Source organism: Streptomyces sp. NPDC004609 (assembly GCF_042873655.1).
Classification (GTDB): domain Bacteria; phylum Actinomycetota; class Actinomycetes; order Streptomycetales; family Streptomycetaceae; genus Streptomyces.
Window position 1 is genome coordinate 195,811 of record NZ_JBIALS010000006.1, and the last position, 23,574, is coordinate 219,384.

Sequence of the window (23,574 nt, forward strand, 5' to 3'; positions counted from 1 at the left end):
GCAGTTACACCGCCCTCATCAGCAGGGTCGCGGCGATCAGCACCGCCGTACCTCCGAACATCGAGACGGCGTACGAGCGGACGTAGCCGTTCTGCAGTTTGCGCATCCGGCCGGAGAGACCGCCGAAGGTGGCGGCCGTGCCGTTGACCACGCCGTCGACCAGGGTGTGGTCGACATAGACGAGCGAGCGGGTCAGGTGCTCACCGCCGCGGACCAGGACCACATGGTTGAAGTCGTCCTGGAGGAGGTCGCGGCGGGCGGCCCGGGTGAGCAGCGAGCCGCGCGGGGCGGTGACCGGGACGGGCCTGCGCCCGTACATCAGCCAGGCGATGGCGACGCCGATCACCAGGACGACGACGGTCGCGGTGGTGACGGTCATCGCGCTGACGGGCGGGTGCCCGTGCTCGTAACCGGTGACGGGCTTCAGCCAGTTGAGGAAGCGGTCGCCGATGCCGAAGAAGGCTCCGGCGAAGACCGATCCGAACGCCAGGATGATCATGGGGATCGTCATGGACCTCGGGGACTCGTGCGGATGCGGCTCATGGCCCTCCGCGTCCGGCTGCCACCGCTGCTCGCCGAAGAACGTCAGCAGCATCACCCGGGTCATGTAGAACGCGGTGATCGCCGCGCCCAGCAGGGTGACCCCGCCGAGGATCCAGCCCTCGGTGCCGCCCTTGGCGAACGCGGCCTCGATGATCAGGTCCTTGGAGAAGAAGCCGGACAGACCGGGGAAGCCGATGATCGCGAGATAGCCGAGGCCGAAGGTGACGAAGGTGACCGGCATGTACTTCCGCAGGCCGCCGTACCGGCGCATGTCGACCTCGTCGTTCATGCCGTGCATGACCGAGCCGGCGCCGAGGAAGAGCCCGGCCTTGAAGAAGCCGTGGGTCACCAGGTGCATGATCGCGAAGACGTAACCGATCGGGCCGAGCCCGGCCGCCAGGATCATGTAGCCGATCTGCGACATCGTCGAACCGGCCAGTGCCTTCTTGATGTCGTCCTTGGCACAACCGACGATCGCACCGAAGAGCAGCGTGACCGCGCCGACGACCACGACCACCGTCTGCGCGTTCGGAGCGGCGTTGAAGATCTCGCCGGAGCGGACGATCAGATAGACACCGGCGGTCACCATCGTGGCCGCGTGGATCAGGGCCGAGACCGGGGTCGGGCCCTCCATCGCGTCCCCGAGCCAGGACTGCAGCGGCACCTGGGCGGACTTGCCGCAGGCGGCGAGCAGCAGCATCAGGCCGATGGCGGTGAGCTTGCCCTCGCTGGTCTCCCCGGCGGACTCCAGGACCGGCCCGAAGGCGAAGGTCCCGAAGGTGGTGAACATCAGCATGATCGCGATCGACAGGCCGATGTCACCGACGCGGTTGACGAGGAACGCCTTCTTCGCCGCGGTGGCCGCGCTGGGCTTGTGCTGCCAGAAACCGATGAGGAGGTACGAGGCGAGGCCGACGCCCTCCCAGCCGAAGTACAGCAGCAGATAATTGTCGGCGATGACCAGGAGGAGCATCGCCGCGAGGAACAGGTTCAGATAGCCGAAGAAGCGGCGGCGCCGCTCGTCGTGCTCCATGTACCCGATGGAGTAGATGTGGATCAGGGTGCCCACACCGGTGATCAGCAGAACGAAGGTCATCGACAGCTGGTCGAGCTGGAAGGCGATGTCCGCCTGGAAGCCCTCGACGGGAATCCAGCTGAACAGCCTCTGGTGCAGCATGCGGTCGTCGGCGGACTTGCCGAGCATGTCCGCGAACAGCACCACGCCGATCAGGAAGGACGCGGCGGCGAGCACCGTGCCCAGCAGATGGCCGGTGCGGTCGAGCCGCCTCCCGCCGCAGAGCAGCACCGCCGCTCCGAGCAGGGGCGCCCCTACGAGCAGCGCAATCAGGTTCTCCACGATTCAGCCCCTCACAGCTTCATCAGGCTGGCGTCGTCGACCGAGGCCGAGTGGCGGGAACGGAACAGGGACACGATGATCGCGAGCCCGACCACGACTTCCGCGGCGGCGACGACCATCGTGAAGAAGGCGATGATCTGGCCGTCGAGATTGCCGTGCATCCGGGAGAAGGCGACGAACGCGAGATTGCAGGCGTTGAGCATCAGCTCGATGCACATGAAGACGACGATCGTGTTCCGCCGGATCAGGACCCCGGCCGCGCCGATGGTGAACAACAGGGCGGCGAGATAGAGGTAGTTGACCGGATTCACCGTGTGGCCTCCTCTTCGTCCCGGTCCCGGCGGGAGTCGCCGTGGCCCCCCGCGTCGCTGTCGTGGTCACGCCCGAGGCGCTCCTCCGAGCGCCGCTCCAGCGCCTTGAGGTCCTCCATCGCCTGGGTCGACACATCGCGGATCTGGCCGCGCTCGCGCAGCGTCCTGCTGACGGTCAGGTCGGACGGGGTGCCGTCCGGCAGCAGACCGGCGATGTCCACCGCGTTGTGCCGGGCGTAGACACCGGGGGCGGGCAGCGGCGGCAGGTGCTTGCCTTCCCGCACGCGCTCCTCGGCCAGCTCCCGCTGGGTCTTGGCGCGCTCGGTGCGCTCCCGGTGGGTGAGCACCATCGCGCCGACGGCCGCGGTGATCAGCAGCGCGCCGGCGATCTCGAAGGCGAAGACGTACTTGGTGAAGATGAGGGCGGCGAGGCCCTCCACATTGCCGCCGTGGGCGCTGTTGGCCGCGCCCAGCCCGTTGAAGTTCTTCAGTGAGGCGTTGCCGATGCCGGCGATCAGCAGGACGCCGAAGCCGAGACCGCACAGGGCGGCGAGCCAACGCTGGCCCTTCAGCGTCTCTTTGAGCGAGTCGGCGGCGGTGACACCGACCAGCATGACGACGAAGAGGAACAGCATCATGATCGCGCCGGTGTAGACGACGATCTGGACGATGCCGAGGAAGTACGCGCCGTTGGCGAGGTAGAAGACCGCCAGGACGATCATGGTCCCGGCGAGGCAGAGCGCGCTGTGGACGGCCCGCCGCATCAGGATCGTGCCGAACGCCCCGAGCACCGCCACGGTGCCGAGCACCCAGAACTGGAACGCCTCTCCCGTCGAGGTGGTGGTCGCGGCGAGGGCGTCGAGGCCGGTCATGCGTCCACCTCCTCGTCCTTCTCCTCCTTGGAGGCGGCGGCCTGCTGGACCGTGCCGGGCGCGGCCTCGGTGACCAGGCCCCGGTAGTAGTCCGTCTCGTCCATGCCCGGGAAGATCGCGTGCGGCGAGTCGACCATGCCCTCGTCCAGACCGGCGAGCAGCTGCTCCTTGGTGTAGATGAGGTTCTCGCGGGAGCTGTCGGCCAGCTCGAAGTCGTTCGTCATCGTCAGCGCGCGCGTGGGGCACGCCTCGATGCACAGTCCGCACAGGATGCAGCGGGCGTAGTTGATCTGGTAGACCCTGCCGTACCGCTCGCCCGGGGAGTAGCGCTCCTCTTCGGTGTTGTCCGCGCCCTCCACGTAGATCGCGTCGGCGGGGCAGGCCCAGGCGCACAGCTCGCAGCCGACGCACTTCTCCAGGCCGTCGGGGTGGCGGTTGAGCTGATGCCGGCCGTGGAAGCGCGGCGCCGTCACCTTCTGCTGCTCCGGGTACTGCTCGGTCAGCCGCTTCTTGAACATGGCCTTGAAGGTCACGCCGAAGCCGGCGACCGGATTCTGGAACTTGCTCTCTGATTTTTCGGACTCAGACACCGTCAGCCTCCTTTCCGTCACGAGACTGTCCGTCAGCGGGACCGTCACTCACAGTATTGACCCCGCCACTGACAATGAGTTCGCGTTCTCGGCGCGGACGCCTTCGCGGCACGGGCGGCAGCGTCTGTCCGGGCAGCGGCGGCACCGGGTATCCGCCCGCCATCGGGTCGAAGGCCGGGGGCGCGCCCTTGGCCGCCGCGGCCTTCTTCTCCCTGCCGCCGCGGAAGATGTCCGCGACGAAGGAGAGCAGCAGTACGGCGATGATCGCGCCGCCGACGTACAGCAGGATGTCCTGGAAGTCGTAGTTCTCGTTCCGCAGCGCCCGTACGGTCGCCACCAGCATCAGCCAGACCACCGAGACCGGGATGAGGACCTTCCAGCCGAGCTTCATCAGCTGGTCGTAGCGGACCCTGGGCAGGGTGCCGCGCAGCCAGATGAAGAAGAACAGCAGCAGCTGGACCTTGAGGACGAACCAGAGCATCGGCCACCAGCCGTGGTTCGCGCCCTCCCAGAACGTGGAGATCGGGTACGGGGCCCGCCAGCCGCCCAGGAAGAGGGTGACCGAGACGGCGGAGACGGTGACCATGTTGACGTACTCCGCCAGCATGAACATCGCGAACTTGATCGAGCTGTACTCGGTGTTGAAGCCGCCGACGAGGTCGCCCTCGGACTCGGGCATGTCGAACGGCGCCCGGTTGGTCTCGCCGACCATCGTGACGATGTAGATGATGAAGGAGACCGGCAGCAGGATGACGAACCAGCGGTCCGCCTGCGCCTCCACGATCGCCGAGGTCGACATCGACCCGGAGTAGAGGAAGACGGAGGCGAAGGCCGCGCCCATCGCGATCTCGTACGAGATCATCTGCGCGCAGGAGCGCAGTCCGCCGAGCAGGGGGTAGGTCGAGCCGGAGGACCAGCCCGCCAGCACGATGCCGTAGATGCCGACGGAGGCGATCGCGAGGACGTACAGCATCGCGATCGGCAGGTCGGTCAGCTGCATCGTGGTGCGCTGGCCGAAGATCGAGACCTCGTTGCCCGAGGGGCCGAAGGGGATGACCGCGATCGCCATGAAGGCGGGGATCGCCGCGATGATCGGGGCGAGGACGTAGACCACCTTGTCCGCGCGCTTGACGATCACGTCTTCCTTCAGCATGAGCTTCATGCCGTCGGCGAGCGACTGGAGCATGCCCCAGGGCCCGTGCCGGTTGGGGCCGATGCGCAGCTGCATCCAGGCGACGACCTTGCGCTCCCAGACGATGGAGAACAGCACGGTCAGCATCAGGAAGGCGAAGCAGAACACGGCCTTGATGACGATGAGCCACCAGGGGTCGCGCCCGAACATCGAGAGGTCCTCGGCCGCGAGGACCTGGTCCCCCAGCCGGGCCTGTGCCTGGGCGATCATGAGCGCACCTCCGGCGCTTCCGTTGCGGCCTCAGCGGAGGCCGGACCGATACGGACCAGCCGGCCGGGAAGCGCTCCGGTGTCCGAAGCGACGCCGCCGCCGGTCGAGTTCAGCGGCAGCCACACCACCCGGTCGGGCATCTCGGTCACCTGGAGCGGCAGCCGTACCGTGCCCGCGGGGCCCGTGACGGCGAGTTCGTCGCCGTCCTTGACGCCGGTCTCGGCCGCGGTGGCCGCCGACAGCCGGGCGACGGCCGCGTGGCGGGTGCCCGCCAGCGCCGTGTCGCCCTGCTGGAGCAGGCCCTGGTCGAGCAGGAGCCGGTGTCCGGCGAGCACCGCCTCGCCCTCGCCCGCACGGGGCAGGGGCCGCGCCGACTCCATCGGCTCGTCCGCCCGGGATCCGGACCAGGCACCGAGCCGGTCCAGTTCCCCGCGCACCGACTTGAGGTCCGGCAGCCCGAAGGGGATGTCCATCTCGTCCGCGATCATGTGCAGCACCCGCGCGTCCGCCGGGGCGAGCTTGCGCGTCATCTGCTCCGGCTTCAGCGCGGCCTCGAACGGCCTCGCCCTGCCCTCCCAGTTGAGGAAGGTGCCGGACTTCTCGGCGACGGCCGCGACCGGGAAGACGACGTCCGCGCGGTCGGTGACCTCACTGGGCCGCAGCTCCAGGGAGACCAGGAAGCCGACCGCGTCCAGTGCCTCACGCGCGCGTGCCGGGTCGGGAAGGTCCGCGACCTCGACGCCGGCGACGACCAGCGCGCCGAGTTCGCCGGTGGCGGCGGACTCGACGATCTGGCCGGTGTCCCGTCCGTAACGGTGCGGGAGTTCGCGTACGCGCCACACCGCGGCGGTCTCCTCGCGGGCCCGCGGATCGGTGGCCGGGCGTCCGCCGGGCAGCAGCGAGGGGATCGCGCCCGCCTCGACGGCACCGCGTTCACCGGCCCTGCGCGGGATCCACACCAGCTTCGCGCCGGTCGCGGTCGCGGTCCGTACGGCGGCGGTGAGCCCGCCGGGGACCGCCGCGAGCCGCTCACCGACGATGATCACGGCACCGTCGGCGCGCAGGGCCTCGGCGGCCGTGGCACCGTCGCCGTCGAGCCCGACGTTGCCGCTGAGCGCGTCCAGCCACTCCGTCTCGGTGCCGGGCGCGGCGGGGAGCAGGGTGCCGCCCGCCTTCGTCAGACCGCGGGTGGCGTGGGTGGCCAGGGCGTAGGTGCGCTGGCCGTGCTTGCGGTTGGCCTTGCGCAGCCGCAGGAAGACGCCGGGGGCCTCCTCCTCGGACTCGAACCCGACGAGCAGGACCGCCGGCGCCTTCTCCAGGAGTGTGTACGTCAGGCCCGTGCCGTCCAGGTCCCGTCCGCGTCCCGCGACCCTGGCGGCCAGGAAGTCGGCCTCCTCGGAGGAGTGGACCCGGGCGCGGAAGTCGACGTCGTTGGTGTCGAGGGCGACCCGCGCGAACTTGGCGTACGCGTACGCGTCCTCGACGGTGAGCCTGCCGCCCGCCAGGACGGCGGCCCGGCCGCGGGCCGCGCTCAGCCCGTCGGCCGCGGCGGCGAGCGCCTCGGGCCAGCTCGCGGGCTGGAGGACGCCCTCCGCGTCCCGGACGAGCGGCGTGGTCAGCCGGTCCGGACGCTGGGCGTAGCGGAAGCCGAACCGCCCCTTGTCGCAGATCCACTCCTCGTTGACCTCGGGGTCGTCGGCCGCGAGCCGCCGCATGACCTTGCCGCGGCGGTGGTCGGTGCGGGTCGCGCAGCCGCTGGAGCAGTGTTCGCACACACTCGGGGAGGACACCAGGTCGAAGGGCCGGGAGCGGAATCGGTACGCCGCCGAGGTGAGCGCGCCCACCGGGCAGATCTGGATGGTGTTCCCGGAGAAGTACGACTCGAAGGGGTCGCCCTGGCCGGTGCCGACCTGCTGGAGTGCGCCGCGTTCGAGGAGTTCGATCATCGGGTCGCCCGCGACCTGGTTGGAGAAGCGGGTGCAGCGGGCGCAGAGGACACACCGCTCGCGGTCGAGCAGCACCTGGGTGGAGATGGGTACCGGCTTCTCGAACGTCCGCTTCTTGCCCTCGAAGCGCGAGTCGGTGTCCCCGTGGGACATGGCCTGGTTCTGGAGCGGGCACTCGCCGCCCTTGTCGCAGACCGGGCAGTCCAGCGGATGGTTGATCAGCAGCAGCTCCATCACGCCCTTCTGCGCCTTCTCGGCGGCGGGCGAGGTGAGCTGCGACTTGACGACCATGCCGTCGGTGCAGGTGATGGTGCAGGACGCCATCGGCTTGCGCTGGCCCTCGACCTCGACGATGCACTGGCGGCAGGCGCCGACGGGGTCGAGGAGGGGGTGGTCGCAGAACCGCGGGATCTCGATGCCGAGGAGCTCGGCGGCCCGGATGACGAGCGTCCCCTTGGGCACGCTGATCTCGATGCCGTCGATGGTCACCGATACGAGGTCCTCGGGCGGAACAGCCGCCTCCCCGCCCCCGGAGGGAGCGCTGGTGGTCACTGTCATGCGTTCACCTCCGTGGAGTGGGGGCGGCGGTCGGCCCAGAGGGTCGACTTCGCCGGATCGAAGGGGCAGCCGTGGCCGGTCATGTGCTGCTCGTACTCCTCGCGGAAGTACTGGAGCGAGGAGAAGATCGGGGCGGCGGCGCCGTCGCCGAGCGCGCAGAACGACTTGCCGTTGATGTTGTCGGCGATGTCGCCCAGCTTGTCGAGGTCGGACATGACGCCCTTGCCGTCCTCGATGTCGCGCAGCAACTGGACGAGCCAGTACGTCCCTTCGCGGCAGGGCGTGCACTTGCCGCAGGACTCATGGGCGTAGAACTCGGTCCACCGGGTCACGGCCCGCACGACGCAGGTCGTCTCGTCGAAGCACTGGAGCGCCTTCGTGCCGAGCATGGAGCCGGCCGAGGCGACGCCCTCGTAGTCGAGGGGGACGTCGAGGTGCTCGTCGGTCAGCAGCGGGGTGGAGGAGCCGCCGGGCGTCCAGAACTTGAGCCGGTGGCCGGGCCGCATGCCGCCGCTCATGTCGAGCAGCTGGCGCAGGGTGATGCCGAGCGGGCCCTCGTACTGGCCGGGGTTGGCGACATGGCCGCTCAGCGAGTAGAGCGTGAAGCCCGCGGACTTCTCGCTGCCCATCGACTTGAACCAGTCTTTTCCGCGGTTGAGGATCGCGGGAACCGAAGCGATGGATTCGACGTTGTTCACCACAGTGGGGCACGCGTACAGACCGGCGACCGCGGGGAAGGGAGGTCGCAGCCGGGGCTGGCCGCGCCGTCCTTCCAGTGAGTCCAGCAGCGCGGTCTCCTCACCACAGATGTACGCGCCGGCGCCCGCGTGCACGGTGATGTCGAGGTCGAGTCCGCTGCCGAGAACGTTCTTGCCGAGGTATCCCGCTTCGTACGCCTCACGCACTGCCTCGTGCAGTCGCCGCAGTACGGGCACGACCTCACCGCGGAGATAGATGAAGGCGTGATTCGACCGGATCGCGTAGCAGGCGATGATCATCCCCTCGATGAGGGAATGCGGGTTCGCGAACATGAGCGGGATGTCCTTGCAGGTCCCCGGCTCTGATTCGTCGGCGTTGACAACAAGATAGTGAGGCTTGCCGTCTCCCTGCGGGATGAACTGCCACTTCATCCCCGTGGGGAAGCCCGCGCCGCCCCGGCCTCGCAGACCGGATTCCTTGACATAGGCGATCACGTCGTCCGGCGACATGGACAGGGCCTTGCGCAGCCCCTCGTACCCCTCGTGCCGGCGGTACGTCTCCAGGGTCCAGGACCCGGGCTCGTCCCAGAACGCGGAAAGGACCGGAGCGAGCAGCTTCTCGGGATCTCCCCCGGTTCCGGGCCGGGGGTCCCCGTATTCGGTGGACAAGGTCATCACTCCCCCTCCTCGGTGACCGGACCGGACGGGTGCGCCGGGTCGGAGGCCGAAGTCGGCTGCGTGGAAGTCGGCGTCCCGGAGGGACCCGTCGTGGGGTGGTCGGACGACGGCGCGTCCTCGGGGGCCGCACCGCGCGGGGAGACCACCCTGCCGGGCGGCACCCCCTCGCCCTTGGCGAGGCGCAGTCCGATCAGGGAGGCGGGTCCGGCACCGCCGGTGGCCTCGACCGCGCCGGGGCGCTCGTCGGGGAAGCCGGCGAGGATCCGCGAGGTCTCCTTGAAGGTGCACAGGGGCGCGCCGCGGGTCGGCTCCACCCGCAGTCCGGCGCGCAGGTCGTCGACGAGCTGCTTGGCGGACTCGGGCGTCTGGTTGTCGAAGAACTCCCAGTTGACCATCACGACGGGCGCGAAGTCGCAGGCCGCGTTGCACTCGATGTGCTCCAGCGTGACCGCGCCGTCCTCGGTGGTCTCGTTGTTGCCGATCCCGAGGTGCTCCTTCAGCTCCTCGAAGATCGCGTCGCCGCCCATGACCGCGCAGAGCGTGTTGGTGCAGACCCCGACCTGGTAGTCGCCGGAGGGCTTGCGCCGGTACATGCTGTAGAAGGTGGCGACCGCGGTGACCTCGGCGGTCGTCAGATCGAGCATGTCCGCGCAGAACTGCATGCCCGTACGGGAGACATGGCCCTCCTCGGACTGCACGAGGTGCAGCAGCGGCAGCAGTGCCGAGCGCGAGCCGGGGTAGCGCGAGATCAGCTCCTTGGCGTCCGTCTCCAGCCTGGCGCGCACATCGGCCGGGTAGTCGGGAGCGGGGAGCTGGGGCATCCCGAGCTGCACCTGCGGATCGGGTGACTGGGCCGTCATCGGTCGACGCCTCCCATCACGGGGTCGATGGACGCGACGGCGACGATGACGTCGGCGACCTGGCCGCCCTCGCACATCGCCGCCATGGACTGAAGGTTGGTGAAGGACGGATCACGGAAGTGGACCCGGAAGGGGCGGGTGCCGCCGTCGGAGACGACATGGGCGCCCAGTTCACCCTTGGGGGACTCGACGGCCGCGTACACCTGACCCGGCGGCACGCGGAATCCCTCGGTCACCAGCTTGAAGTGGTGGATCAGGGCCTCCATGGAGGTGCCCATGATCTTCTTGATGTGGTCGAGGGAGTTGCCGAGTCCGTCCGGGCCGAGCGCGAGCTGCGCGGGCCAGGCGATCTTCTTGTCCGCGACCATGACCGGGCCGGGCTCCAGCCGCTCGACGCACTGCTCGATGATCCGCAGCGACTGCCGCATCTCCTCCAGGCGGATGAGGAAGCGGCCGTACGAGTCGCAGGTGTCCGCGGTCGGGACGTCGAACTCGTAGTTCTCGTATCCGCAGTACGGATCGGTCTTGCGCAGATCGTGGGCGAGTCCGGCGGAACGCAGGATCGGGCCGGTGGCACCGAGGGCCATGCAGCCGGTCAGATCGAGATAACCGACGTCCTGCATACGGGCCTTGAAGATCGGGTTGCCGGTGGCGAGCTTGTCGTACTCCGGCAGGTTCTTCTTCATGGTCTTCACGAACTCGCGGAGCTGGTCCACGGTGCCCGGCGGCAGATCCTGCGCGAGCCCGCCGGGGCGGATGTACGCGTGGTTCATGCGCAGGCCCGTGACCAGCTCGAACAGGTCCAGGACCAGCTCACGGTCGCGGAAGCCGTAGATCATGATCGTGGTGGCGCCCAGCTCCATACCGCCGGTGGCGATGCACACCAGGTGGGAGGAGATCCGGTTCAGCTCCATCAGCAGCACCCGGATCACCGACGCCCGGTCCGGGATCTGGTCCTCGATGCCGAGGAGCTTCTCCACGCCCAGGCAGTACGCCGCCTCGTTGTAGAACGGCGTGAGGTAGTCCATGCGCGTCACGAAGGTGGTGCCCTGGGTCCAGTTCCGGAATTCGAGGTTCTTCTCGATGCCGGTGTGGAGATAGCCGATGCCGCAGCGGGCCTCGGTGACGGTCTCGCCGTCGATCTCCAGGATCAGCCGGAGCACACCGTGGGTGGAGGGGTGCTGCGGTCCCATATTGACGACGATGCGCTCGTCGTCGGCCTTGGCGGCGGTCTGGACGATCTCGTCCCAGTCGCCGCCGGTGACCGTGTAGACCGGTCCCTCGGTGGTCTCGCGGGGATCCGAGACAGGCGCCCCGGACGGACCCGGTGAGGGGTGGGCGCCGGGAGACGGGTGGGCGTGGGAAGTGCTCACGAGTACGACCTCCGCTGGTCAGGAGCCGGGATCTGGGCGCCCTTGTACTCGACGGCGATGCCGCCGAGCGGATAGTCCTTGCGCTGCGGGAAGCCCTGCCAGTCGTCCGGCATCATGATCCGGGTGAGGGCCGGGTGGCCGTCGAAGATCAGGCCGAAGAAGTCGTACGCCTCGCGCTCGTGCCAGTCGTTGGTGGGGTAGACCGCGACCAGCGAGGGGACGTGCGGATCGCTGTCCGGAGCGGACACCTCGATCCGGATCAACCGTCCGTGCGTGAGCGAGCGCAGATGGTAGACGGCGTGCAGCTCGCGGCCCTTGTCCTGCGGGTAGTGCACCGCGCTCACGCCCGTGCACAGCTCGAAGCGCAGGGCGGGATCGTCGCGCAGGGTGCGGGCGACCTGGAGCAGATGCTCGCGGGCGATGTGGAAGGTCAGCTCGTCCCGGTCGACGATCGTCTTCTCGATCGCGTTCTCGGGGACGAGACCCTGCTCCTCCAGCGCGCCCTCCAGCTCGTCGGCGACCTCGTCGAAGTAGCCGCCGTAGGGACGGGTGGCCTCGCCCGGCAGGCGTACGGAGCGGACGAGGCCGCCGTAGCCGGAGGTGTCACCGCCGTTGTTGGCGCCGAACATGCCGCGCTGGACGCGGATCTCCTCGCCGTGCTCACCACGCTGTCCCGGAAGGTTCTGCTCGCTGAGCTCCTTCTCGGGATTCGGCTGATCACTCACCGGAGCAGCCCCTTCATCTCAATGGTCGGCAGTGCCTTGAGCGCTGCTTCCTCCGCCTCGCGGGCCGCCTCCTCGGCGTTCACGCCGAGCTTCGAGGTCTGGATCTTCTGGTGGAGCTTGAGGATCGCGTCCATCAGCATCTCCGGGCGCGGCGGGCAGCCGGGGAGATAGATGTCGACCGGGACGATGTGATCAACACCCTGCACGATGGCGTAGTTGTTGAACATGCCGCCCGACGAGGCGCAGACCCCCATGGAGATCACCCACTTGGGGTTCGGCATCTGGTCGTAGACCTGCCGCAGCACCGGCGCCATCTTCTGGCTGACCCGGCCCGCGACGATCATCAGGTCGGCCTGGCGCGGCGAACCGCGGAAGACCTCCATGCCGAAGCGGGCCAGGTCGTAGCGGCCCGCGCCCGTCGTCATCATCTCGATGGCGCAGCAGGCCAGACCGAACGTGGCCGGGAAGACGGATGCCTTGCGCACCCAGCCGGCGGCCTGCTCGACCGTGGTCAGCAGGAAACCGCTCGGCAGCTTCTCTTCGAGTCCCATAGGTGCCCCTCAGCCCCTAGTCCCATTCCAGGCCGCCGCGCCGCCATACATAGGCGTAGGCGACGAAGACGGTGAGCACGAAGAGCAGCATCTCCACGAGCCCGAAAAGCCCGAGGGCGTCGAAGCTGACCGCCCAGGGGTAAAGGAAGACGATCTCGATGTCGAAGACGATGAAGAGCATCGCCGTCAGGTAGTACTTGATGGGGAAGCGACCGCCTCCGGCCGGCGTGGGAGTGGGCTCGATGCCGCACTCGTACGCCTCTAGCTTCGCCCGGTTGTACCTCTTGGGGCCGATTAGCGTGGCCATGACCACGGAGAAGATCGCAAACCCTGCCCCGAGGGCGCCGAGTACAAGGATGGGCGCGTAAGCATTCACCCTCCTCGCTCCTTCCAGTCGTCTCTGACCGTTTGGACCGCACCGGGCATTCCGCCAGCCGCCTCGAAGATCGCGTTCATGTGAGGCAGTTCACAAGCCCGACTGCCCCGCATCCTATGCCTGTCAGTCTGTGATCTGCGACACGGGGTCGACCTTCGGCTTTGTGATCTCCACCACCCGTTGATCGATCAAACGCCTTCCCTGGCAGTGATCTTCGTACGGGACGCGCGCAAGGGATCACCGGCCGTGATCTCCCGCCGCGTTTCCCCTGGTCGTGAGGGGTGATCCTCTATCAAAGAGCGACCCTTCGGGGCAAATTGGCACGGGACCGCTTTGGGTGATAGGTGCCATCGCCTCATTCGAGCGGGGCTGGGGCCGACAGATTCGGAGGGCAGCATTCCGGAGCGCCCGGGCGCCAGCGAGGCGCGGGGCACGCGCGGGAGGGAGCGGACGCGTGCGCGGGTTCACGAACTTCTGTCGGCAAATCCGCGGGCGGGTACGGAGGGAGCGGCGCCCGCCCGGCAGCGCCGGAGCCCACCCGGGGTCGCGGCCGGAACCCACCCCCGGGATCACGGCGGGACGATCCCGGGGCAACCCCTGGGGTCGCACCCCGAACACCCTCGGCATCGCCCCGGGTTGCCCCGAGGGCCGCCGCGCACCACCCCGGGGCCCGCCCGGAGTCGCCGGGGCGTCCGGGCACGGGACAGATAGGGGGCCACGCACAGGGACACGTATGGACACAGGCACCGGTGCCGCCCTCTGGTCGGCGTCGGCGGGCGCGGGCTTCGACAGGTGCGGGCGCGGGCTTCGGCGCGGGTTCGGGCGCGCCTGCGGCCTCCGGCCCGTCCGGGTTGCCGGGTGCCGCCGGGGTACTCCCCTTCGTACGCGGCACCGCCATCGCGGTCCTCTTCTACGGGCCGCGACGATCCGCGACCGGCCGGAGACCGGCCGTCACCGCCGAAGGATCGATCGGCTGAACGCGCGGACGCCCAGCCGGTCCGTACATCCCCCGCACCACAGCCCGCACGCGCCCGAGAACGCATCGGGAACTCACCGGGATGCCGGGGACTCGACTGCCGCCGGTGCCGGGAGTCCGCCCGCCACCCCTCCCCCGGCACCCGCCCACCCAAGGACCGCCGGACGGGATCGGCGGGCGCCAGGGGATCGAAGGAGCCGACGCGGGACCACGGCGGCGAGGAGGCTCGGCAGCCGTGCGGCGAAGAGTGCGACCCCGGCTCCACGGGAGACCGAGTGCCGCGCTCTGGCCACTCGGGTCGGGGTCCAGCGGGGTGGTAACGACCGAAACCCCTCCCACCGATGACAGCCCTGTGACCTGCGTCACACCCAACAGCCCCCAATGAAAGCGGGCTTGGCCAACCGAACGCGAGGGTGGTAGGCGCCAGGCAATTCGGACCTTTCAGCGAAAGATCGTGCTCATGAGCGCGATCACAGGTGTCCGTATTGCCCGTTACGGCGTCAATAAAGGTTCACCGAAAGTGGATTGATAGGTTCCGGTCGTAACTGTGGCGCAACCCACGTTTCTTGATGGGAACTATGTACGACTGATAACGGTGTACTCATGTCCCACACCGCTCACATACCCAGCCACCGGAAGCCCCGTCAGCGGAGCGCCTCCACCGTTGCGCTCCGGGCCGGAGTTGCCGGTGGCGTCCTCAGCACCATCGCAGTGGCCGGTGCGGCCGGGCCGGCGAGCGCCGACCCGGTGACCGAGACCATTGAGATGCCCGCGCTCAATGTGGCCGGTCTCTCCGAGGCCGTCGCGCAGTCCGCCCAGACCACTCAGCAGATCGTCCTGGACCAGGAGTTGCAGGCCCAGGAGGACGCCGCCGCCGAGAAGGCGTCGCAGGCGGCCAAGAAGGCCAAGGCCGAGGCGGTCCGCAAGGCGGAGGCGGCCAAGGCCGAGGCGAAGAAGCGGGCCGCGGACAAGGAGCGTGCCTCCCGTACGGCCGAGCGCACCTCGCTCTCGGCGACCGCCACCAGCACCGCGTCGAAGTCCTCCTCTCCCTCTTCCTCCTCCACCCCGTCCGGCTCCGTCGGGACCGTGATCGCCTTCCTCAAGGCGCAGGTCGGCGACGCCTATGTCCTGGGTGCGACCGGCCCCAACTCGTGGGACTGCTCCAGCCTGGTCCAGGCCGCGTTCCGCCAGGTCGGCATCGACCTCCCCCGGGTCTCGCAGGACCAGTCGACGGCCGGACGCCAGGTCGGTACGTCCAACCTCCAGGTCGGCGACATCCTCTACTGGGGCAGCGCGGGCAGCGCGTGGCACACGGGTGTCTACATCGGCGACGGCAAGTACCTGGACGCGGCCAACCCCCGCAAGGGCGTGGTCATCCAGGATCTGTCGGGCTACCCGGCGACCGGCGCGGTACGGGTGCTCTGAACCCGGCACGGTACGGGTGCTCTGAACCCGGCACGGTACGGGTGCTCTGAAGCCGTACCCGTATGACGTCCGGAGGGCCGTGGCTCCCCTCCCCCCGCTCGGGGGCGGAGCCACGGCCCTTCTCCGTGCGCCGGGCCCGGTCAGATGTCCGGGTTCGACTCCAGGCGGGTCAGGTCCATGTCGTCCAGCAGCGCCTCCACCGTACGGCCGCTCGTATCGGCGTCCTTCTCGATCTCGACCGCCGCCCACCCCGTCAGGCTCATCACCAGCACCCGCAGTCCGTCCGTGCCGTACTCCGCGAGGACCTCGTCGGCGGTCCGGAGGGCCTCCTCGGGAATGCGCTCCTCGGGATACAGGCCGACGACTCTCCGTAGCAGGCTGACCGAAATCCGCGAGATGTCCGGGGCGATGGCGCCCAGGCGTCGGTCCTCGGCATCGTCCAAGGTTCCTCCCCATCCGTTCGGCCACCATGCGGCGGCGGGGTGTGCAGACGAGACAGTTTCCTGTCCCGCCCTGCTCCATGCGAACGGTTTCCCCTTCGTGACAGATGATGAAGGAGCGTACGGGGAGGCGCCGTTGGGGCGGAGTTACGCGAGGGCCCTGCCCTCTCCCCCTGGCTGGGTCAGCCCCGGGAGACGTTCCGCGGCGCCCCGGAAACCCCGGTCCCGTTGGGGCGGGTGCCGGAAGTGCTCCAGGAACTGCTGCCGGTCAACTCTTCCGGCCTGGCCACCCAGGGCGGGGGGGTTGACGTGCGGCGGCGTACGAAAGATCTGATCATTTAGCTCGATCGGGGGCAGTAGAGCCGATTCTCCAAAGGGGCAGACCGACGGCGTGGATGATCTCGGCCGAGGTGCCCTCGCCCGGGGTGACGTTCCAGCGCCGGGCGTTTTCTGCAGATCCTGGAGGATCCATGCGACACCCTGTCTCCCGCCTGCGCACGCGAGCGCTGGCCGTCGGGCTCGTGCTGGCCGCAGCCGCACTTGTGCCCTCTGGTTCCGCGGGCGCGGCTGATCAGTACGAGTGGGCCGCGTTGGGCGACTCGTACACCGCCGGCGGCTTCGTCGGCGACCCGCAGCCCGCACTCGGTGACGCGTCGCGGGACGGCTGCGACCGCACCGCCGACGCCTACCCCGGCGTTGTCGAACGGGAGCTCGCCGAGTTCCCGCCGGGCAAGCCCGTCAACCTGACCAACGTCAGCTGCGGCAACGCCACCATCGCCGACATCGCCAACGTCAAGCAGACACCGATCAGCCCGGTCCAGCCCCCCGCCGACGGCTGGCCCGCGGTGGACCCGCAGACCCAGCGAGCCGGCCTGGGTGACCAGACCGACATCGTCACCATCGGCGTCGGCGGCAACAGCCTGCCCTTCGGCGGCATGCTCCTCAAGTGCCTCGAACAGGGTGTGGCCGGCAAGTCCTGCCGCGACCACTACACCAACCCGCCCGAGGGCGAGGAGAGCATCCAGGACAAGCTCGCCCGGGTCCAGGACGAGTACATCGAGATGCTGGCCCAGGTGCACCAGGCCGCGCCCAACGCCAAGGTGATCACGGTCGGCTACCCGGCCGTCCTGCCGGAGGAAGGCAGCGCCTGCAACCGCCTCTCCCTCACCGAGCTCGGCTCGATCACCCACGCCGACGTCGACTGGCTCCGTGACGACGTCCTCAAGGAGCTGAACACCACGATCAAGAGGGTTACGGACTTCTTCGGCGACCGCTACGTCGACGTCTACTCCTCCAGCGTGGGCCACGACGCCTGCCAGCCCGCGAACACCAAGTGGGTCGAGGGAATCTGCGGCGACGCCGAGGACTACTGGCCCGCCAAGGTCCCCGGCACCCTGCTGAACTGCGGTCTCGTCGGCAAGCGCGCCACCCTGGTCCACCCCAACGCCGCAGGACACGCCAACACCGCCGCCCACGTCGAACGAGCCATCCGCATCGCCCTCCTCGAACGCTGACCAACAGGCCGGAACCCCGGCGCCGCGCGCAAGCGCGGCCCGGGGCATCCCGGCCGGCGATTCCGGCCCCATGAACCGTGATCATTCACCAGTCGAGATCCACTTTCGATAGACGGCCTGACCCGGGGGTCCCGCCGACCGGCACAGCGGGCTCTCCCGTGACCGGCGCGCCGGTGCTCAGCGCCTCGGTGAGCGACGTACGCCATCGCTCGTAGCCGGGCGCCAGCCGCCGCAGACCGGCGACCAGCGCCCGGTCGTCCCCTGCCACCAGCGGCCCCTGGAGTGCGCCGAGGGCCCTGGCCTGGCCGGCCGCGACGGCGGCGGGCTCCCACAGGCCCAGCCGGGCCAGACCGCGGGCCGCGTCGTTCAGCCGGCGGGCCCCGACCCGGATCGCGAAGTCCCCCAGCAGTTCCCGGGTCTGCGGGTCGAGCCCCCGGGAGACCAGCGCGGCGAGGCCCTCGACCGCGGCGGCTCCGCCGAGCGTGCCGGGCGGCACCGGGAGGTCCTCGCGGCCGGACAGCCACCGGACGGCCCCCGGAAGGGAGCGCCGCAGGGCCTCCTCCTCGGTGACGTCCTCCTCCCGGACGAAGTCGGTCCGCATCACGTACGGCGTGTCCGTGTACGTGACCGAGTCCGCCCGCCATGCCTCCAGGAAGGGGGCGACCCCGAGCGTCGCGTACGGATGCCCCTCCGGGTCGTGCAGCAGCACGGTGTCGCCCTCGACCGCGAGCACCACCACATAGTGGTCACCGCCACCGGGCAGCGGAGTGCCGGGCCGGTAGAGCAGCAACCCCAGATCGACCGGCCCGACCAGAACGGGCCCCCGCGCCGCGGCCGTCCGCAGCCGGGCCATGGCCTCATCCGGCGTGCCGCCGGACGTGCGGGTGCAGCGGTAACCCAGCAGTCCGGCGGCGGCGTCCAGTCCCAGCTCCGGATCCCAGCCGTACGGATCGAACATCGGCAGCGTGCCACCGATCAGCTGAACGCCGTACGGAGAGCCGGTCAGGGTCTCCACGACGACGGGCGCGGGCGCGTCGGGCCCGAGGACCATCACCAGGGAATTGGCATAGCAGTAGGGGCCGGATCCGGTGTACGGGGTGGCCATGGCGGGCCTTCTCTCGGTGCGGTGGGGCAGGGCGGCCAGTCCACGACCTCACACGGTGTGAAGGTCAAGCGGCGGCCCCGCCGGTCCCGCCGTGGCTCCACCGAGCCGGGGATACCTCGCGGAGCGACGCTCGGGGCACCGGTGTCAGTCCGCAGATCCCTCCTCGCGCCGGAACCCCTGGAACGCTCCTGGGGCAGAGGTGTTCTCAGGCAGGCAGAGCGGGCTCGAAAGAGAGTCGTCGGAGCGTTCAGCGGCGGCTCGCGACCTTCTATCCCTGTGCTGACGGCGCGTTGCTCGACGCCTTGTGCGCCATCTCGAAGGAACGTCGGGGGCAGCATTGGTTCGACGAGTACCGCGGCGTCCTTTCGCCGGGCTTCCTGGACATGGCCGAACTGGAACATCACGCCACAGCACTGCGTTCCTTGACGAGCGTCACGCCGCCCGGTCTCTTGCAGACAGAAGCTTATTCCCGAGCTTTGTTCCACGGTGCGATTCCAAAACTACCGGGCGAGGAGATCGAGGCCCGCGTCAGCCATCGGCGCCGAAGGGCGGAGGTTCTCGACAGCTCCATGCCGCCGCGCTTTGACGCGATCATCCACGAAGCCGCCCTGCGGATGTGTTTCGGGGGCCGCAAGGTTGCTCACGAACAGCTTGAACACCTGGTCGGCGCTTCAGAAAGACCCGGTGTAACCGTCCGGGTGATTCCGTTTACGAACGAGAGGTTCATCGAGGTCACGCAACCTGTTCTCTATGCGAGCGGACGTGTTCCTCAGCTCGACACCGTCCAGATCGACAGCGCCGTCGGTGGTCGTTTCCTGGACACAGACGCCGACCTGCGCAAGTACGGGTCCCTGCTCGGCATCGCCGAACAGGCGTCGCTCGATCCGGAAAAGTCCCGGCAACTCATCCACCGCATCGCCCGAGAATTGTGAGAGAACCAGAGATGAGCACATCCATAGAGTACGACCTTGCCGCGCTCGGCTTCCTCGGCGGTGATGACGTGCGGCTTGGCGCTGCACTTCATCGTCTGGCCGGGTCCAGGCTGGTCTTCGGGCAGGTCACCGCACCGGCGGTGGGGTCGACCACCTTGATGCCGGTGACGGTCAGCGGGCCCTCGTTGGCGACCGTGAACTTCCCGTCGATACGGTCGCCCGCGTCGGTCCGGCCGTTCTTGTTGACGTCCGTGACCTCGGCGGCCTTGGTGAGACCGATCTTGCCCTTGCCATCCGAGGGCACGGTCACGGTGGACGGCGGGGAGACCGGCGGCTTGCCATTCGGCGGAGTGCCGGTACCGGTCGCGGTGTTCTTGATCGAACCCTTGTCGACATCGGCCTGCGTCACCTTGTACGTAGCCGTACAGGTCACCGACGCACCCGGAGCCATGGACTTGGCACCGATCGGGCAGGCCACCGGGCTCAGCTTGCCGCTACCCGTGAACTCACCCTCATCGACCTTCACATCCTTAAACGTGACGCTACCCGTGTTGGTGACCAGGAAGCTGTAATCGATCTCCTCGCCCACGACCAGCTTGCCCGGCTTCTCCGTCTTCGCGGTCTTGACCACGGTCAGCGCGGGCTCCGACGTCCCCGGAACCGTCACGGTGGACGGCGGAGACACCGGCGGCTCACCCTTGGCGTCAAGAACGGCTTCTCCTCCGTCGTCGCCGAAGCCTTGGAGGAGTGGCTCGCCGCGCAGAAGCTGCGCGAGGTCGTGACCGCTGACCGGAAGGCCTTCGGCCCCGTTTCCGCCGAGGCCAGGCGGCAGGCGGAACAGGAGTGGTAAGCAAGCGCCTCAAGATCAAGGCCAAGAGCGAGGGCACGCTCGTCCTGGATGCCCAGGGGCTTTCACTGCACGCCGATGGCGACGAAGGGATGCGAGCGCGCATCGAGGTCGCTCAGCAGAGCGGACGGCGCGTGGCGCTGTCCGCACTGACACCCCTGGGGGTACGCCGAACCGGGGAGGCAGCCAAGCGGCTCCAGCTCCTGTTGTCCCGATTCGACGTGAAACCGGTCAACGACGCGGTGACGGACGCCGCGGCAAAGCTGCTGGAGGTCTCCGGCCTTGACGGACACGAATGCCTCGTGGACGCACTCGTCGTGGCCACGGCCGCGCTCTGCACACCCCCGGTACTGCTCGTCACGTCCGACAGATCGCACATCCCCGCGCTGTGCAAGGCAGCTGAGGAGCTTCCCGGCTCACCGAGGGTGAAGATCGTCAACGTCTGAGAGCCCGCCCGGTCGCCGTACGCGGGCCGCTCGGCCTCGTGCCGTGCGGCCCCGCGCCGACCGGTCAGGCTCGGGGGGCCACCTTGGAGAGCCCGTTGATGATGCGGTCCATCGCGTCGCCGCCGGTCGGGTCCGTCAGGTTCGCCAGCATCTTCAGCGTGAAGCGCATCAGCATCGGGTGGGTCAGACCGCGCTGAGTCGCGATCTTCATGACCTTCGGGTTGCCGATCAGCTTCACGAACGCGCGGCCGAGCGTGTAGTAGCCGCCGTAGGTGTCCTTGAGGACCCTCGGGTAGCGGTGGAGGGCGAGTTCGCGCTGTGCCGGTGTCGAGCGGGCGAACGCCTGCACGATCACCTCGGCCGCGATCTGGGCCGACTCCATGGCGTAGGCGATGCCTTCGCCGTTGAACGGGTTCACGAGCCCGCCCGCGTCACCGACCAGCATCAGACCGCGGGTGTAGTGCGGCTGGCGGTTGAACGCCATCGGGAGGGCGGCGCCGCGGATCGGGCCGGTCATGTTCTCGTCGGTGTAGCCCCAGTCCTCGGGCATCGAGGCGCACCACGCCTTGAGGACCTCGCGCCAGTCCAGCTCCTTGAAGGAGGCGGAGGTGTTCAGCACGCCCAGGCCGACGTTGGACGTACCGTCGCCCATGCCGAAGATCCAGCCGTAGCCGGGGAGCAGCCGGTCCTCGCCGGGGCCGCGGCGGTCCCACAGCTCCAGCCAGGACTCCAGATAGTCGTCGTCGTGGCGGGGGGAGGTGAAGTACGTCCGCACGGCCACGCCCATCGGACGGTCCTCCCGGCGGTGCAGGCCCATCGCGAGGGAGATGCGCGAGGAGTTGCCGTCGGCGGCGACCACGAGCGGCGCGTGGAAGGTGACCGGGGTCTTCTCCTCGCCGAGCCTGGCCTCCACACCCGTGATCCGGCGGGTCCGCTCGTCGATGACCGGCGCGCCCACATTGCAGCGCTCGTACAGCCGCGCGCCCGCCTTCTGCGCCTGCCGGGCGAGCTGCTCGTCGAAGTCGTCGCGCTTGCGGACCAGTCCGTAGTCCGGGTAGGCGGCGAGCTCCGGCCAGTCGAGCTGGAGCCGTACCCCGCCGCCGATGATCCGCAGGCCCTTGTTCCGGAGCCAGCCGGCCTCTTCGGAGACGTCGATGCCCATGGACACGAGCTGCTTGGTCGCGCGGGGGGTGAGACCGTCGCCGCAGACCTTCTCGCGCGGGAACGCCGTCTTCTCCAGCAGCAGGACGTCGAGTCCGGCCTTGGCCAGGTAGTACGCGGTCGTGGAGCCGGCCGGGCCGGCCCCGACGACGATCACATCCGCTGTGTGTTCGGTGAGGGGCTCGGTCACGGCGGTTCTCCCGACGGCTCGAAGATTGGGGCGTGCTGAACGGCACGGGACAAGGGCAGTCTAGGGGGACGTAACGATCAGCCGACTGAAGGGCTCCCCCTTATGAGCAGGCTCCTGCCCGCCGTACAGCTCCGTGTGCCCACCGACGAGGACGCCTTCGCCTGGCACCGGGTGTTCGACGACCCGGAGGTGATGGAGTTCCAGGGCGGACGCGGGGCGGAGCTGTCGGTGTACGAGGAACTGACCGCTCGCCAGCGGCGGCACGACGCCGAACGCGGCTTCTGTCTGTGGACGGTTCTCGACGAGGAGGGCCGGGTCGTCGGCTTCACGGGCGCGCAGCCGTGGCCGCACGAGGAGTTCGGGCCGTACGGCGAGATCGAGATCGGCTGGCGGCTGGCCCGGCCCGCCTGGGGCAAGGGGTACGCGACGGCGGCGGCCAGGATGACGCTGGACCGGGTACGGGCGGCGGGGGTCGGACGGGTGGTGGCCATGGTCGAGGCCGGGAACGAGCGGTCGCTCGCGGTCGTCGCACGGCTGGGGATGGAACGGACGCAGGTCTTCCGGGTGCCGGGCTCGGAGCGCGAGGGGTACTGCTTCCGTCTGGAGCTGGGCGCGGACACGGACAGCGGCGGCGGTGGCGGCGCGGCCGGAGGCACGTCCGGTATCTGAGCCGAGTCCTGCCCCGGCCCCGGCTCCCTCGTACGGGCACTGCCCCGGCTCCTTGACGCGGGCCCGGCTCAGGTCCGGGTTCCGGGCCGGGTTCTCTCGTACGGGATCTGGCCCGGGCGCCGGTGACGGGTCCCGGGTCACGGGCCCGGTCCGAGGGCCTTCGCCGGGCCGGGACGCCACCGCGCCGTCCGGCAGCCGCCCGGCGCGCCTCCCGCGTACGGGAACGGCCGGTGTCTCCCGGCGCAGGGCGAGTGGACCTGCTTCCCGTGCCCGTCCCGCGTACGGGAACGCCGGTCAGCCTTCCTTCGTCCCCCGGTGCAGCGCCACCACACCGCCCGTCAGATTCCGCCACGCCACCTTCGACCAGCCCGCCTTCTGGAGCTTCGCCGCCAGCGCGGGCTGGTCCGGCCAGGACTGGATGGACTCGGCCAGGTAGACGTACGCGTCCGGGTTGGAGCAGACCGAGCGCGCCAGCGGCGGCAGCGCCCGCATCAGATACTCCTCGTACACCGTCCGGAACGGCGTCCAGGTGGGGTGGGAGAACTCGCAGATCACGACCCGGCCGCCGGGCCTGGTCACCCGGAACAGCTCGCGGAGCGCCCGGTCCGTGTCCTGCACATTGCGCAGGCCGAAGGAGATGGTGACCGCGTCGAAGACTCCGTCGCGGAAGGGGAGCCGGGTGGCGTCACCGGCGGTCAGCGGGAGCCAGGGGTGCCGCTTCTTGCCCTCGTGGAGCATGCCGAGGGAGAAGTCGCAGGGCACGACATAGGCACCGGTCTCGGTGAACGGGAGCGAGGACGTGCCCGTGCCGGCCGCGAGGTCGAGGACCTTCTGGCCCGGGCGGGCGTCGACCGCCTTCGCGACCTGCTTGCGCCACCTCCGGTCCTGGCCCAGCGAGATCACGTCATTGGTGATGTCGTAGTTCTTCGCCACCTTGTCGAACATGGAGGCGACTTCGTGCGGCTGCTTGTCCAGGGAGGCTCGGTTCACGCAGCCCATTCTGCCGCCCGGGCCGGGGGCGGTGCCGGG

At 69.3% G+C, this 23,574-nt stretch carries 21 protein-coding genes and 1 pseudogene; 5 read left to right on the forward strand and 17 right to left on the reverse strand.

What is annotated here, in order from left to right; all coding sequences use genetic code 11:
* Nucleotides 1–4: 4 nt before the first annotated feature.
* Genes nuoL through ACFYT4_RS08555 form a run of 12 tightly spaced genes read right to left on the reverse strand, consistent with a single transcriptional unit; the run spans nt 5 to nt 12,840 of the window.
* Complete coding sequence (nuoL, locus tag ACFYT4_RS08500; protein WP_389266580.1) at nt 5–1,900, reverse strand: NADH-quinone oxidoreductase subunit L; 1,896 nt, start codon at nt 1,898–1,900, stop codon at nt 5–7.
* A gap of 11 nt (nt 1,901–1,911) precedes the next feature.
* Nucleotides 1,912–2,211, reverse strand: coding sequence for an NADH-quinone oxidoreductase subunit NuoK (gene nuoK, locus ACFYT4_RS08505; RefSeq protein WP_389266582.1), 300 nt, complete (start codon nt 2,209–2,211; stop codon nt 1,912–1,914).
* A complete protein-coding gene (locus tag ACFYT4_RS08510; RefSeq protein ID WP_389266583.1) occupies nt 2,208–3,083 on the reverse strand; it encodes an NADH-quinone oxidoreductase subunit J in 876 nt (291 codons plus the stop codon). The genes nuoK and ACFYT4_RS08510 overlap by 4 nt, the downstream gene beginning before the upstream one ends.
* Entirely contained in the window at nt 3,080–3,673 is a 594-nt protein-coding gene (nuoI, locus tag ACFYT4_RS08515; protein ID WP_389266585.1) for an NADH-quinone oxidoreductase subunit NuoI, read from the reverse strand. Before nuoI ends, ACFYT4_RS08510 begins: the two co-directional genes overlap by 4 nt.
* On the reverse strand, nt 3,666–5,075 hold the full coding sequence (gene nuoH, locus ACFYT4_RS08520; RefSeq protein WP_389266586.1) for an NADH-quinone oxidoreductase subunit NuoH: 1,410 nt from the start codon (nt 5,073–5,075) through the stop codon (nt 3,666–3,668). Before nuoH ends, nuoI begins: the two co-directional genes overlap by 8 nt.
* A complete protein-coding gene (locus ACFYT4_RS08525; RefSeq protein ID WP_389266588.1) occupies nt 5,072–7,579 on the reverse strand; it encodes an NADH-quinone oxidoreductase subunit G in 2,508 nt (835 codons plus the stop codon). Before ACFYT4_RS08525 ends, nuoH begins: the two co-directional genes overlap by 4 nt.
* A complete protein-coding gene (nuoF, locus tag ACFYT4_RS08530; protein WP_389266590.1) occupies nt 7,576–8,952 on the reverse strand; it encodes an NADH-quinone oxidoreductase subunit NuoF in 1,377 nt (458 codons plus the stop codon). The genes ACFYT4_RS08525 and nuoF overlap by 4 nt, the downstream gene beginning before the upstream one ends.
* The gene (gene nuoE / locus ACFYT4_RS08535; RefSeq protein ID WP_389266591.1) at nt 8,952–9,815 is read right to left on the reverse strand and encodes an NADH-quinone oxidoreductase subunit NuoE; all 864 of its coding nucleotides are present in this window, start codon (nt 9,813–9,815) and stop codon (nt 8,952–8,954) included. Before nuoE ends, nuoF begins: the two co-directional genes overlap by 1 nt.
* Nucleotides 9,812–11,188 (reverse strand): NADH-quinone oxidoreductase subunit D, encoded by a 1,377-nt coding sequence (locus ACFYT4_RS08540; protein ID WP_389266593.1) that lies wholly within the window; start codon nt 11,186–11,188, stop codon nt 9,812–9,814. The genes nuoE and ACFYT4_RS08540 overlap by 4 nt, the downstream gene beginning before the upstream one ends.
* Complete coding sequence (locus tag ACFYT4_RS08545; RefSeq protein WP_389266594.1) at nt 11,185–11,913, reverse strand: NADH-quinone oxidoreductase subunit C; 729 nt, start codon at nt 11,911–11,913, stop codon at nt 11,185–11,187. The genes ACFYT4_RS08540 and ACFYT4_RS08545 overlap by 4 nt, the downstream gene beginning before the upstream one ends.
* A complete protein-coding gene (locus ACFYT4_RS08550; protein WP_003998928.1) occupies nt 11,910–12,464 on the reverse strand; it encodes an NADH-quinone oxidoreductase subunit B family protein in 555 nt (184 codons plus the stop codon). The genes ACFYT4_RS08545 and ACFYT4_RS08550 overlap by 4 nt, the downstream gene beginning before the upstream one ends.
* A 16-nt stretch (nt 12,465–12,480) precedes the next feature.
* Nucleotides 12,481–12,840: an NADH-quinone oxidoreductase subunit A gene (locus tag ACFYT4_RS08555; RefSeq protein ID WP_003956195.1), complete on the reverse strand. Its 360-nt coding sequence runs from the start codon at nt 12,838–12,840 to the stop codon at nt 12,481–12,483.
* Nucleotides 12,841–14,419: 1,579 nt separating this feature from the next.
* Between ACFYT4_RS08555 and ACFYT4_RS08560 the strand changes: the two genes are divergently transcribed.
* Complete coding sequence (locus tag ACFYT4_RS08560) at nt 14,420–15,241, forward strand: C40 family peptidase (protein ID WP_389266597.1); 822 nt, start codon at nt 14,420–14,422, stop codon at nt 15,239–15,241.
* A gap of 140 nt (nt 15,242–15,381) precedes the next feature.
* Here the strand turns inward: ACFYT4_RS08560 and ACFYT4_RS08565 are convergent, their stop codons facing one another.
* Nucleotides 15,382–15,684: a hypothetical protein gene (locus ACFYT4_RS08565; protein WP_389266598.1), complete on the reverse strand. Its 303-nt coding sequence runs from the start codon at nt 15,682–15,684 to the stop codon at nt 15,382–15,384.
* A gap of 467 nt (nt 15,685–16,151) precedes the next feature.
* Between ACFYT4_RS08565 and ACFYT4_RS08570 the strand changes: the two genes are divergently transcribed.
* Nucleotides 16,152–17,195: an SGNH/GDSL hydrolase family protein gene (locus ACFYT4_RS08570; RefSeq protein WP_389266599.1), complete on the forward strand. Its 1,044-nt coding sequence runs from the start codon at nt 16,152–16,154 to the stop codon at nt 17,193–17,195.
* A gap of 85 nt (nt 17,196–17,280) precedes the next feature.
* On the opposite strand, the gene ACFYT4_RS08575 is transcribed toward ACFYT4_RS08570, so the two are convergent.
* Nucleotides 17,281–18,300: a hypothetical protein gene (locus tag ACFYT4_RS08575; protein ID WP_389266600.1), complete on the reverse strand. Its 1,020-nt coding sequence runs from the start codon at nt 18,298–18,300 to the stop codon at nt 17,281–17,283.
* A gap of 290 nt (nt 18,301–18,590) precedes the next feature.
* Here ACFYT4_RS08575 and ACFYT4_RS08580 point away from each other — a divergent pair, with 290 nt between their 5' ends.
* Complete coding sequence (locus ACFYT4_RS08580) at nt 18,591–19,232, forward strand: DUF5753 domain-containing protein (protein ID WP_389266602.1); 642 nt, start codon at nt 18,591–18,593, stop codon at nt 19,230–19,232.
* A gap of 88 nt (nt 19,233–19,320) precedes the next feature.
* On the opposite strand, the gene ACFYT4_RS08585 is transcribed toward ACFYT4_RS08580, so the two are convergent.
* Nucleotides 19,321–19,917, reverse strand: coding sequence for a hypothetical protein (locus ACFYT4_RS08585; RefSeq protein ID WP_389266603.1), 597 nt, complete (start codon nt 19,915–19,917; stop codon nt 19,321–19,323).
* A gap of 158 nt (nt 19,918–20,075) precedes the next feature.
* On the opposite strand from ACFYT4_RS08585, the gene ACFYT4_RS08590 reads away from it, so the two are divergent.
* Nucleotides 20,076–20,525: a DNA-binding protein gene (locus tag ACFYT4_RS08590; protein ID WP_389266605.1), complete on the forward strand. Its 450-nt coding sequence runs from the start codon at nt 20,076–20,078 to the stop codon at nt 20,523–20,525.
* Between the two features lie 64 nt (nt 20,526–20,589).
* Here ACFYT4_RS08590 and ACFYT4_RS08595 read toward each other — a convergent pair.
* A pseudogene (locus tag ACFYT4_RS08595) lies at nt 20,590–21,885 on the reverse strand (geranylgeranyl reductase family protein); the annotation flags it as partial.
* A gap of 93 nt (nt 21,886–21,978) precedes the next feature.
* On the opposite strand from ACFYT4_RS08595, the gene ACFYT4_RS08600 reads away from it, so the two are divergent.
* Nucleotides 21,979–22,545, forward strand: coding sequence for a GNAT family N-acetyltransferase (locus tag ACFYT4_RS08600; RefSeq protein WP_389266607.1), 567 nt, complete (start codon nt 21,979–21,981; stop codon nt 22,543–22,545).
* Between the two features lie 294 nt (nt 22,546–22,839).
* Here the strand turns inward: ACFYT4_RS08600 and ACFYT4_RS08605 are convergent, their stop codons facing one another.
* Entirely contained in the window at nt 22,840–23,535 is a 696-nt protein-coding gene (locus tag ACFYT4_RS08605; protein WP_389266609.1) for a demethylmenaquinone methyltransferase, read from the reverse strand.
* Between the last annotated feature and the right edge of the window lie 39 nt (nt 23,536–23,574).